At 54.9% G+C, this 11,068-nt stretch carries 12 protein-coding genes; 6 read left to right on the forward strand and 6 right to left on the reverse strand.

The features are described from left to right. The first annotated feature begins 135 nt into the window (after positions 1-135). The 4 genes from egtB (at position 136) to LC059_RS06975 (ending at position 4,131) form a co-directional block, all read left to right on the forward strand. Entirely contained in the window at positions 136-1,506 is a 1,371-nt protein-coding gene (gene egtB, locus LC059_RS06960; protein WP_226703080.1) for an ergothioneine biosynthesis protein EgtB, read from the forward strand. A 2-nt stretch (positions 1,507-1,508) separates the two neighbouring features. Continuing rightward, positions 1,509-2,495 (forward strand): L-histidine N(alpha)-methyltransferase, encoded by a 987-nt coding sequence (gene egtD / locus LC059_RS06965; protein ID WP_226703195.1) that lies wholly within the window; start codon positions 1,509-1,511, stop codon positions 2,493-2,495. Positions 2,496-2,688: 193 nt separating this feature from the next. Next, positions 2,689-3,030: a DUF411 domain-containing protein gene (locus LC059_RS06970; RefSeq protein WP_226703081.1), complete on the forward strand. Its 342-nt coding sequence runs from the start codon at positions 2,689-2,691 to the stop codon at positions 3,028-3,030. Positions 3,031-3,138: 108 nt separating this feature from the next. Next, the gene (locus tag LC059_RS06975; RefSeq protein WP_226703082.1) at positions 3,139-4,131 is read left to right on the forward strand and encodes a hydrolase; all 993 of its coding nucleotides are present in this window, start codon (positions 3,139-3,141) and stop codon (positions 4,129-4,131) included. 328 nt (positions 4,132-4,459) lie between these two features. On the opposite strand, the gene LC059_RS06980 is transcribed toward LC059_RS06975, so the two are convergent. Beyond that, positions 4,460-5,263: an OmpW/AlkL family protein gene (locus LC059_RS06980; RefSeq protein ID WP_226703083.1), complete on the reverse strand. Its 804-nt coding sequence runs from the start codon at positions 5,261-5,263 to the stop codon at positions 4,460-4,462. A gap of 367 nt (positions 5,264-5,630) precedes the next feature. On the opposite strand from LC059_RS06980, the gene LC059_RS06985 reads away from it, so the two are divergent. Further along, positions 5,631-5,978, forward strand: coding sequence for a hypothetical protein (locus tag LC059_RS06985; RefSeq protein ID WP_226703084.1), 348 nt, complete (start codon positions 5,631-5,633; stop codon positions 5,976-5,978). Between the two features lie 65 nt (positions 5,979-6,043). On the opposite strand, the gene LC059_RS06990 is transcribed toward LC059_RS06985, so the two are convergent. Beyond that, a complete protein-coding gene (locus tag LC059_RS06990; RefSeq protein WP_226703085.1) occupies positions 6,044-6,673 on the reverse strand; it encodes an NAD(P)H-binding protein in 630 nt (209 codons plus the stop codon). A gap of 281 nt (positions 6,674-6,954) precedes the next feature. Here LC059_RS06990 and LC059_RS06995 point away from each other — a divergent pair, with 281 nt between their 5' ends. Next, complete coding sequence (locus LC059_RS06995; protein WP_226703086.1) at positions 6,955-7,833, forward strand: mechanosensitive ion channel family protein; 879 nt, start codon at positions 6,955-6,957, stop codon at positions 7,831-7,833. 18 nt (positions 7,834-7,851) lie between these two features. On the opposite strand, the gene LC059_RS07000 is transcribed toward LC059_RS06995, so the two are convergent. The 4 genes from LC059_RS07000 to hypD form a co-directional block, all read right to left on the reverse strand. Continuing rightward, positions 7,852-8,091, reverse strand: coding sequence for a zf-HC2 domain-containing protein (locus LC059_RS07000; RefSeq protein ID WP_319005078.1), 240 nt, complete (start codon positions 8,089-8,091; stop codon positions 7,852-7,854). After that, positions 8,088-8,777 carry an RNA polymerase factor sigma-70 gene (locus LC059_RS07005; protein ID WP_226703087.1) on the reverse strand — a complete coding sequence of 230 codons (690 nt, stop codon included), beginning with the start codon at positions 8,775-8,777 and terminating at the stop codon, positions 8,088-8,090. The genes LC059_RS07000 and LC059_RS07005 overlap by 4 nt, the downstream gene beginning before the upstream one ends. Before the next feature lie 135 nt (positions 8,778-8,912). Next, on the reverse strand, positions 8,913-9,950 hold the full coding sequence (hypE, locus tag LC059_RS07010) for a hydrogenase expression/formation protein HypE (RefSeq protein ID WP_226703088.1): 1,038 nt from the start codon (positions 9,948-9,950) through the stop codon (positions 8,913-8,915). A gap of 11 nt (positions 9,951-9,961) precedes the next feature. After that, positions 9,962-11,068 (reverse strand): hydrogenase formation protein HypD, encoded by a 1,107-nt coding sequence (hypD, locus tag LC059_RS07015; protein ID WP_226703089.1) that lies wholly within the window; start codon positions 11,066-11,068, stop codon positions 9,962-9,964.

Consider the following 11,068-nt stretch of genomic DNA (forward strand, 5'->3'; position numbering starts at 1 on the left):
GCCCGCATTTCTTGCCTAAACCCCCTGATCTCAAATTCCTGGCGCCAGTTGCCTCGACATTCACGGCAACAACATGGGAAAGCACCACAATGGATGTATGATCAATAACAGCCATCGTAGTTGACGGACCATAGGATGACTCTGATTTCAGAAGCGGGTTCAGGGGTATCGGGGAACAAAGTAACCAACCATTCGGAGCACCTGTACTGGCAGGAGCCTGAGAGAGAATTGTCTCTGGACGAGCGAGCGGCGCTGTTGCTCCGTTACCAGCGTGTACGCAGCGAAACGGAAAGTCTCGTTGACCCGCTTACCGCAGAAGACATGCAGCTGCAGTCTATGCCCGATGCCAGCCCCAGCAAATGGCACCTTGCACACACCAGCTGGTTTTTCGAAACCTTTATCCTGCGCATACACCTTACGGGTTACCGCATCTATAACCCGGCTTTCCACTCCCTTTTTAATTCCTACTACAACACACTCGGTAAACCCTTCTTGCGCCCGCAGCGTGGTCTGCTGTCGCGCCCCTCCATTGAGGAGGTTTTCGCCTATCGCAGCAGTGTTGATCGCGCTGTTGAACAGTGGCTCACAGAAGAAGATGTTTTCTCCGAGCAGGCGAAACTACTGGTGTTGGGGTTGAACCACGAGCAACAGCACCAGGAATTACTGCTTACCGATATCAAGCACGCGTTTTCGATTAACCCGCTGCAGCCCGCTTACCGGGAAGACCTGGACATCGAGCCCGGAGTCGATGAAGTCTCGCCACCCGAATGGCTCTCGATCCCCGAAGACAATTACACCCTCGGCTGCGATGTCGAAATTTTTTGCTTCGATAACGAGGGGCCGGCACACCAGCGATTTCAGCAGGCTTTTCGGCTGAGTTCGCGTCTCGTTACCAACGGTGAGTACCTTGATTTTCTCCAGGATGGCGGATACGAAGAGCCGCGCCTGTGGCTTTCCGATGGCTGGAGCAGGGTGCAGGAGCAGAAAGCGCGCGGCCCGTTGTACTGGACCCGTGTGGATGGCGATTGGTTTCAGTTTACGCTCGCTGGATTGCAGCCTTTGGATCTTTCCGCGCCAGTTTGTCATGTGAGTTTTTACGAAGCGGATGCATTCGCGAGCTGGGCGGGGTACCGCCTGCCGACGGAGTTTGAATGGGAAATTGCCGCCTGGTTGCATTGCCGCAGAGATGCCGCGGACCGCGCGAACATGCTTGAGGCAAGAAACTTCCAGCCACTTGCGGAAGTGGAACCCACAGGAGACGAGCCACAGTTGCTGGGAAATCTTTGGCAGTGGACTTCTAGTGCCTATCTGCCGTACCCGGGTTTCCGGGCCAGTGCCGACGCAGTGGGAGAATACAACGGCAAATTCATGTGTAACCAGATGGTGCTTCGCGGAGGATCATGCATTACTCCGAAAGATCACATCCGAATCAGTTACCGAAATTTTTTCTACCCGCACCAGGCGTGGCAATTTACCGGAATTCGACTGGCAGGAGAGCTACCGTGAACATGGCCGTTCAGACGACGTTGAGGGAAGAGGGCAGGGATACCCGCTCACTGGAGTGCAGCCATCTTGGACAATTTGAGGCGGATGTCCTCTCGGGACTCGCGGGCGCCCCTAAAACGCTCCCGTGCAAATATCTGTACGATGAAGCCGGGTCGAAGTTGTTTGAAGCCATATGCGAGCTGGATGATTATTATCTGACCCGCACCGAGGCGGATATATTCCAAAACAGCCTGGATAGTATGGCTGCATTTCTCGGGCCATCGACAATTCTGGTGGAGCCGGGAGCGGGCAACTGTGAAAAGGCTGAACCACTTTTGGGTCGTATGGACTCGCCACACGCGTATTGCCCCCTGGATATATCGCCGGAAATTCTGCTCGCGGCCCAACAACGAATCCAGGCTCGACTGCCAAACTTGAACGTAACACCAGTCATCGGCGACTTCACCAGTGAGGATCCATGGGCCGAGTTACCGGTGTCAGAGCACCGCCGGGTGATTTTCTTCCCCGGGTCGACCATTGGTAACTTTACCCCCGATCAGGCCAAGGGGCTTCTCAGGCAGTTTGCCAAATACCTTCGCGCGGGCGATGGACTGCTGATTGGCGCAGACCTGGTGAAGGACTCTGTGGTATTGGAACGCGCCTATCACGACAGCAAACATATAACGGAGCAGTTCAACAAGAATTTGCTGACCCGAATCAACAGCGAACTGAACGGCAACTTCGATGTTGATGCCTTCGCCCATCGTGCCTTTTACCATCGTTATCGCCAACGGGTAGAAATGCATCTGGTAAGCCTTACACAGCAGACTGTAACCGTGTCTGGGCAGGAGTTTTCCTTTAAAGAGGGAGAGACCATACATACAGAAAACAGCCACAAATACACGCTGAATGGTCTCAAGGAACTTCTTGAGCAGACCGGATTTAACCCGAAGCAGTACTGGACCGATAACAAACAACATTATGCGATCTATTATGCCAACGTTCTTTAAGAGAATTTCTGAAAATTTCGTGAAGCGATTTTGTTTTCGCAAGACAGCGCATTTGCTGTCTCTCGTGATAATCAGCTGTATTCTTGTCGCTTGCAGCACGACAAACAGCACGACAAGCAGTGCAGGCGGGCAGGGCGCACGTAGCGATATCGTCGTCTACAAATCCCCATTCTGCCTTTGCTGTAAAGAGTGGATGGCCCATCTCGAAGGCAACGCATTTAGCGTTTCGAGTGTGAATGGCTTGGATACTGCGGAAGTTAAACAGCAGTGGGGTATCCACCCGAGTATGCAGGGGTGCCATACGGGTGTATGGAATAATCAGTACGTATTCGAGGGGCATGTGCCCGCGCGACTAATCCGTAAGTTTCTGGCCAATCCGCCCAAAGGCAGTATTGGTCTGGCGGTACCCGGCATGCCGAAGGGCAGCCCGGGAATGTACCGCGGCGGGGATTTTGAACCCTACGTGGTGTATGCCATTCTGGCGAATGGAGAGTATCGTTTCTACGAAAAAGTGACTGCGCCAGAGGCTGCATAGCAGGGGGCAGCACCACAACCAAAGCATGCCGCGAGCACTGGTAAAATGCGTGGTGCGGCGTTAGTCTTGCAGCCCTTTTCAAGCACAGCACAAGAAGGGCTTTCCACCTTGAGCACCCCGTTGTTCGAGCCCGCGATCGGGCTCGGTAACTGCCATTTGCAGACCATTTTCCCGCGTTTTCACAGACCCCGCCCCTGGATCCGTACCCAGTGCCAATGGCTGGCCACACCGGACGCGGACCGTCTCTCATTACATACACCAGAGCCGTTGGAAGATAACCCCGATCGCCCCATAGTGCTGGTGCTTCACGGCCTGGAAGGATCGGTGGAGTCCCCCTACGTGCAGGGGCTGATGCAGGCCCTGCTGGAAAAACATTTTCAGGTTGCGGTTATGCATTTCCGCGGATGCGGCGGTGTGCCAAACCTGCTGCCGCGAGCCTATCACAGCGGAGACAGCGATGACCCCCGCTGGGTCGCCAGCCAGCTGCGCGAGCACTATCCGTCAACGCCATTGATGGCTGTTGGGTATTCTCTGGGCGGTAATGTGCTGCTGAAGTGGTTGGGAGAAGACCGTGCGCAAAGCCTCCTTTCTGCGGCAGTTTCGGTATCGCCACCATTGGACTTGCACCTTTCAAGTCGCCGCATGAATACGGGTTTTTCAAAAGTCTACCAAAAGCATCTGCTGGACAGCCTCAAGGAGAGCCTGGGCCGCAAAGCGGAGAATCCGCAACTCGCGCGCCATATGCCGCCGCTGGGCAATCGCCGATATTTCAGTAATTTCCGCAAGTTCGATGATCACTTCACCGCGCCACTGCATGGCTTTGCCGGTGTGGACGATTACTATACGAGAGCATCCAGCAGACCGTTCCTCAGCCAGATCGCGGTTCCCACAATGCTCGTCCATGCATTGGACGACCCGTTTGTTTGTCCAACCGCGGTACCGGGCCCTGAAGATGTCAGTAACTCGGTGACATTGTGCCTGAGTAAACGAGGAGGGCATGTGGGTTTCGTCGCCGGGAGCCTCTGGCGTCCGAAATACTGGCTGGAAAAAGCGATCCCGGAGTTTCTCGGGAAACACCGCCAAATTGATAAGTGCCAATGAGACATAGTACTGGCGGATCTTTCAGATAAGGCCGCGTTTCACGGCGGTAGCTGGAGATCTGGCCAAACCGCTGTGTGGGACAAATAGCGGATTTAACATAATCTATATTATGCGAACTTAGGGTTGGTTATGCGGAAGCTTTCAATGTGTGCCCGGTGCGCACACCCCAGCTCAGATATTCCTCCGGCTACGTCATGACAACTCTCAAAGTCTGGCGTTGATCCAGGAACTGTGGCTCCAGGAATTCCAGTGGCTCCAGGAATTCCAACCGCTCAAAATAAAAATGGGCGCCGAAGCGCCCAATGTAATCTGCCGAGTCGGTTTCCTATCAGAAGGAGAACTTGTATCCCACTGACAAGTTGAACATCCACGGATCATAGATGTAATCACCGGAATACGACTCCAGGAAAGGCTCCACATCCGGCGGCGGAGGCACATCATCAAACACGCTCAAACGCATATCGGTTACTGAACGCGCGTAAACCGCAGCAACGTTCACCAGCCAGGAGCTGTCATGGCCGAAATTGAAGTCGATACCCGCCTGCCAGGTGTAGCCCCACGAATAAGACAAGTCGAAATCACCACGGAGGCCGAATTCTTCGAGCTCATCACGAACGGAGCCTCTGAATCCATCCTCATCGAAATCGGTATAGCTGATCCCACCGCCAATATATGGCTGGACCATACAGGACGGATCCAGTGGGTAGTATTTCAGGCTGATGCTGCTGATATCAGCTTCAAACCGGCCGACGTCTCTGAACTCTCTGTCTTCGTCCAGAAACAGAGTAAAGAAGCCATCGTAATCGTCACCGTCGTGGGTATTGCCATCTACATAGCTGAGTTCGATACCCCAGTGATCGGTGGGCTTCCACTCACCATTGATATACCAACCCCAGTCTGCACTCGGATCGACGGTGGCTCGGAATGCATCGAAGAACTGGAAGGTTTCGTCGACAAAGCTCACCTGATCCTGGCGAGGATCAATGTAGGAGGCACCTACACGGACGATAAAGTCCTGAGACATTGGGGCTGAGTAAGAGGGGGAATAGCCAGAACCACCTGCTGCAGCAACACTGGAAAATGCAAGAGCGAGCGGTGCCAACACAGGCGCAAAATTACGCATCCTTTTCATCTGAGGTAACTCCTGTATACCTTTGAACAAACCAGTCATCATCTGGATACAGAAAAAGTGTAATCCACCCCTGCCCTGCGATGGTAATTAGACCCAATTTTGCACGCCACGATAGAAAATAAATGTGTTTTAGGCGTGAGAATATTTCAGTTGTTCGCGTTGATTCGATCTGGAAGTCATTCAAAACCACATGCTGGTATTGCCGTGAAATTTTTTAGCAGGATATGACAACGGTAAAGGCCAGCAGACGTCATGACACATATTAAAAATATTGTCACCGAAATCATGGAATTTCTTTTCCGCAATATAGGTATGCCCTGCCCCAGCGGGTAGGATGCGCAGCTTGTTTTGTATTGGGGGATACACCATGTCGATCGGACAGCAAATCTATTTTGCAGTAGAACTATTCGCGCCAGAAAAAAAGACGCGCACGCACTTTTGCAGCCAGATAACGCATACGTTGACGCGTTATGGATCAGCGCAGCAGGTTGCCAGTCAGGTGGCGTCGGTATTGGCGGATGCGCTCAGCCAACCTTGTGCAGACTACCACCTTGCCATGGCACATTTAATTTCCTTTCATCCGCCACTCGAGAGTGCAATAGACGGCGACCAGCCAGCCGAGCAGGCACTGCATTATTACATGCGGTACTTTCTAGATTTGCTTGATTTGACAGATGTGCGGCGTGATCAGGAGCCTCGATACGCTATCAACTGATTCCAGGTTGCAGGGTTTCCAGGAGGATAGAACTCATCCTAAACAGTACTCTGGCCACGTAGCGATCAGACCATGCTCTCGGACTGGATGATGTGCTCACCGGGTTCACGGTTGAGGGCGGCTGTAATCAGCTCCCGGGCAATATTTTCAGCAGGATTGACACGCAAACGGCGTGGCAGCAGGGGCGCTGTGACTTTCAGAAGTACAGCCGCTACACGTTCTCCTAGTCGGAACTCATTGCGTGCCCCGCCAATCAGACCAGGCCTTGCAATCGTAAGCGAGCCAAACCCCAGTGCTCGCAGGTCCTGCTCTACCCTGCCCTTGGTACGGTTATAAAGGAATTTTGATTGGGGATCTGCACCGAGGGCAGAATTCAGGACATAGGTTCCGACGCCCGCACGCCGGGCATGTTCGGCGACCATCAGCGGGTAATCGTGATCCACGCGTTCGAATGCCTGCGACGATCCCGCTTTACGGATGGTAGTGCCGAGCGTGCAGATAACCGCGTCAGCATGCCACCATTCGGCGTTTTCCGGCAGCGTCTCATAGTCTAATTGCACGCAAAGCAGCTTGGGGTGGGCTGGCAGCGGATGGCGTGCCAGGGCGATCACTTTGTCCACCTCCGGGGAGGCCAGCGCGAGCTTCAACACATGGCTGCCGACCAGGCCGGTTGCGCCTGCCAGAATTACTTTCACAATTCACCTCCATCAATTTCTTCTGCCACACCACAGGTTCAAAAGTGCAGCGATTGCCACGCAGTTTGCCAGAGATCGTGCATTCTCGCGCAGTCCCCTGGTTACTCATGCCAGCCAGGTGAATTGTGGGTTGCGGCGATTTCAACCTGTCGGATAGACTGCCGCGATATTTGGCGTGGGGCCATTTCGGCCCGCCATACTCAATTGAGACCTGTGGGACCAAGTGATGCCCCCACTATGCGGCCCCAGGCTCTCCCGCGAATTGCATTACCGAGCACCCGATGAATAGTGATTTTTTCGTTCAGGCACTAGGCCGATTTATGGAGCACAAGCTGGCCTGGAGCTTTGCGTTGGTGGTGCTGGTGCTGTTCAGCCGCTATGTACTCGTGCAACTGTTCCGGCGATCCAGCTGGCCGCGGCAGGATATTCGCCGTCGGGTCCATATGGTGCACAACTTTACCAATCTGATGATCGTGATTGGGCTATTCGCGATCTGGGTATCCGAACTGCGGAATTTCGCGTTGTCGATTGCCGCCTTCTCTGTGGCTATCGTGATCGCGCTGCGGGATGTGGTTGCCTGCCTGGTGGGCGGCCTTTATCAGGCCAGTATGCGCTCTTTCACCATTGGTGACTGGGTGCGTATTGGCGACCAGTTCGGCGAAGTTATCGACAATAACTGGCTCAGTACCACGCTGCTGGAGATTGACCCACACGGCTTGGGCAATGGCTATACCGGCACCACGCTCTATGTGCCCAACAATGTGTTCTTCACCCAACCGGTTAAGAACCTGAATTTCATGCGTCGGTATATCGAGCACTCCTTCTCGATCGTGCGCGAAAACAAGGGTGAAAACCCCTTCGCGATCAAGCCCTATATCACCGAGCGGGTACTGGAGCATTGCGAGTCGTTCAAGGAGGTGGCGGAGCGCTATTGCAAGTTGATCGAGAGCCGTATGGGGGTCGATTTGGCCGGCACCGAGCCCAAGATCAAATTCAGCACGAGCGAGCTGGGCCACAATGTGCTGACGATCACCCTCTTCTGCCCACGGGAAGAGGCAACCGATATCGAGCAAAAGGTCACCGAAGACTTTTACCACTTCTGGTACGGGAACAAGGGGCCTGACTTGGCAGATTCAGCGGAAATAGCAACAACACCCTGATCGGGGCAAGGGGCCAGCTTAAGAGTCCTCGTGGCCCCGGGAGCTTTCCGTGTCTTTACTGGTTTCCGCTTTATCGGTTTTGCCCGTTGTTTTTGCATAGTCTCTTGAGAGACTGCGCAGAGTCCCCATCTGTCCACCAAAGTTCCGACATGCGCGGCACATCATCAGGTGGAATTTCAAAGAGAGTTTTTCGCCCCGGCCCAAAGGTCGCTCCAGCTGATCGGAGAGTAGCCGGGTAGCCTGCTTACAGTTCATCATGATTGGACCTCCTTGCCGGACTTAGCGCTGGCGGTTTCAAACCAGCTGTTCTCCAAGCATTCGCGCAAACGCAGTCTGGCGCGATAAAGGATCACGTGCAGATTGCTCGTGGTGAGCGCCAGTTGCTCACAGATCTCTTCCGACTCCAGCTCAATAAATTCCCGCATCATGAAAACTCGGGCCTGCTTCTCTGGCAGGCCGTTGAGGCACGCATCAAAAACCCTCCAGAAATGCTCGCTCTGAACGGCGCCCTGGGGACCGCTCCAGCTGGTCGGGCGCTCAGCCCGGTGCCAGTGGCCGTTGCTATTGAATAGCGCATCCATAAATACTTGTTCCCGCTGTTCCTCGTCCCCAAGCTCACTGCTGGAAATGACGCGCTGACGGTAACGCAGGACGTCCGCAATTTTAAATTTGAGGATTGAAAACACCCAGGTCTTTAGTGCGGACTGGCGAGCAAATGAGCCCACATTTTTCAGTGCACCCGCCAACGCCTCCTGTACCGCGTCTTCTGCCTGGTCGTCATCACGCAACTGCAGCCGTGCAAATTTGACCATCTGGCTGCGCAGCTCGCCAAGAAACACGGGATCGACCAATTGTTCGCTGGCCGATAGATCCGAGTCCGGGTGTCGACCCACTTCCTGGCTTACGTCTCTCGCGACACTCCCGGTGTCCCCTGATTCACTCATAACGCCGTTTTCAGTGTTTGTTGGTTGTTTGTCGTATTTGAGCTCGGATTCTTACAGGCTTGGCGGTACAGGTACAGTGCCGGTGGGGAAAATGCGTGAATGAATGCGGGAGTCGAAGGACGGCGAGTGCCGATTTCAGCATATGCGCGGTAACTGTTCACCGGGCAGCAGGTCGAGCAGACGCTCGCAACCGAGTATATTTCGCATTACCACAGCGGCCGGGTCGCTGGGGGCCACCTCCCCTATTACCCGGCTATCCGCAGACACGGTATGGCGATGCAGGATATTTAGGGCTGACTGTTCTTCTTCCGGCGCCACAAAAACCACGAAGCGCCCTTCGTTGGCAACGTAAAAGGGGTCGAGCCCCAATAGCTCGCAGGCGCCCTCCACGGACGGGTCAACCGCTACCGAGCTTTCCTCCAGCATGAGCAACCTACCCCGGGCCCTTGCGAGTTCCACCAATGCCGTTGCCAGGCCACCGCGGGTGAGATCCCGCAGGCAGTGAACATTGATTCCCGCTCTCAACAGGTCCAGGACCGGCGCGTGAAGCGGCGCGCAATCGCTTTGCAGCGGCGTGTCGAATGCGAGCCCTTCACGACTGGCCATCACCGCCATGCCATGGCGGCCGATGTCGCCGGAAAGTAGAATCCGGTCGCCATCGCGGATGGAGCCGGGACCTATGTCCCTGTCATGCTCCAGTAGCCCCACCCCCGCGGTATTGATGTATAGTCCATCGCCCTTACCTCGCTCTACGACTTTTGTGTCGCCTGTAACCAGCTGTACACCGGCCTGCTCAGCCGCCCGCCCCATCGACGCCATGACCCGTTCCAGTGTTTTCAGGGGCAACCCCTCTTCCAGGATCAGGCTACAGCTCAGATACATGGGGCGGGCGCCCCCCATGGCGAGGTCATTCACCGTACCGTAAACCGCGAGCTCACCAATATCGCCCCCGGGGAAAAACAGCGGCGAAATGACAAAAGAATCCGTGGTGAAGGCCAGCCGTGCCCCGTCGATGGCGAACCGCGCACTATCGTGCAAGTGTTCCAGGTGGGGATTTTTTATATGCGGGAAAATACTGTTGCGAAACAGATTCTGGCTCAGCTCGCCGCCACTGCCATGGCCGAGGCGGATGGTTTCTTCGCTATTTACGGGAAGCGGGCAATCAATGTCCATAGCGTCTGCCTCTAAACTGCATCATTGCTTATCACCTGGGCGCGGTAGCGGTAATAGGCCGCGCATGGTCCCTCGGACGAAACCATTGGCGCTCCCAAAGGGTGCTGCGGCTGACAGCGGCGTCCAAAATGCGGGCATTCAAATGGCTTCTTGCGCCCCTGCATGATTTCCCCACTAATGCACTCGCTGGTATCGCAGGCGGGTTGTTTTTCATCCGCAAACAGTAGCCCTGCATCCAGCTCAGAAAATGCGGCGCACAGGCGCAAGCCACTTGCCGGGATTTTGCCTACTCCCCGCCAGTTCTGGGCGCTCACCGCAAATACCTGTTGCAACATATCCTGCGCCCGCTGGTTTCCAGCGCGCTCCACGGCTCGTGCATACTGGTTCTGCACACGATTTTCCCCGCACTGCAGCTGGCGTACACACATCAAAACCCCCTGTAGGATATCCAGTGGTTCAAATCCCGTAACCACAATCGGTACGCTGAAACGCCTGGCAAGTGCGTGGTAACTTTCGAATCCAGTCACTGCACAGACATGACCCGCAGCCAGATATGCCTGTACCCTGGAATCCGCTACGCCACTGATCGCTTCGATGGCGGGCGGCACAAGAAACTGGGACACGAGAAGGGAAAAGTTCCGCAGGCCTTTTTCCCTCGCAAGGAAAGCTGCCATTGCATTGGCGGGCGCGGTGGTCTCAAAGCCAACAGCAAAGAAAACCACTTTGCGGGTTGGGTTTTGCCTGGCAATCTCCAGCGCATGCAGTGGCGAATACACCATGCGAATATCGCCGCCCTGTGCTTTAACGGCGAGCAGGTCACGATCACTGCCGGGCACGCGGAGCATGTCGCCAAAAGAGCAGAAAATGACGTCCCGCCGAGAGGCAATAGCGATGGCCTGATCAATAATCTCCAACGGCGTTACGCAGACTGGGCAACCGGGGCCATGCACCAGGGTTATTTCCGGTGGCAGAAACTGCTGCAATCCATATTTGACGATCGCATGCGTCTGCCCGCCGCACACCTCCATAATGGTCCAGGGGCGGGTGGTGATCCGTGCAATTTGCCGCGCTGTCCGTTCGATATCCTTTCGCTGGCGATATTCATGCAAAAATTTCAT

The sequence above is a fragment of the Microbulbifer elongatus genome (assembly GCF_020524885.1).
In the GTDB taxonomy this organism is placed as follows: Bacteria; Pseudomonadota; Gammaproteobacteria; order Pseudomonadales; family Cellvibrionaceae; genus Microbulbifer; species Microbulbifer elongatus_A.

Excerpts from the sequence above, each read along its gene's own strand:
- egtB (WP_226703080.1), top strand. The coding sequence starts at position 136 with ATGACTCTGATTTCAGAAGCGGGTTCAGGGGTATCGGGGAACAAAGTA.
- LC059_RS06970 (WP_226703081.1), top strand. The coding sequence starts at position 2,689 with ATGGCCCATCTCGAAGGCAACGCATTTAGCGTTTCGAGTGTGAATGGC.
- LC059_RS06995 (WP_226703086.1), top strand. The coding sequence starts at position 6,955 with ATGAATAGTGATTTTTTCGTTCAGGCACTAGGCCGATTTATGGAGCAC.
- LC059_RS06985 (WP_226703084.1), top strand. The coding sequence starts at position 5,631 with ATGTCGATCGGACAGCAAATCTATTTTGCAGTAGAACTATTCGCGCCA.
- hypD (WP_226703089.1), bottom strand. The coding sequence starts at position 11,068 with ATGAAATTTTTGCATGAATATCGCCAGCGAAAGGATATCGAACGGACA.
- LC059_RS07005 (WP_226703087.1), bottom strand. The coding sequence starts at position 8,777 with ATGAGTGAATCAGGGGACACCGGGAGTGTCGCGAGAGACGTAAGCCAG.
- LC059_RS06980 (WP_226703083.1), bottom strand. The coding sequence starts at position 5,263 with ATGAAAAGGATGCGTAATTTTGCGCCTGTGTTGGCACCGCTCGCTCTT.
- hypE (WP_226703088.1), bottom strand. The coding sequence starts at position 9,950 with ATGGACATTGATTGCCCGCTTCCCGTAAATAGCGAAGAAACCATCCGC.
- LC059_RS07000 (WP_319005078.1), bottom strand. The coding sequence starts at position 8,091 with ATGATGAACTGTAAGCAGGCTACCCGGCTACTCTCCGATCAGCTGGAG.
- egtD (WP_226703195.1), top strand. The coding sequence starts at position 1,509 with ATGGCCGTTCAGACGACGTTGAGGGAAGAGGGCAGGGATACCCGCTCA.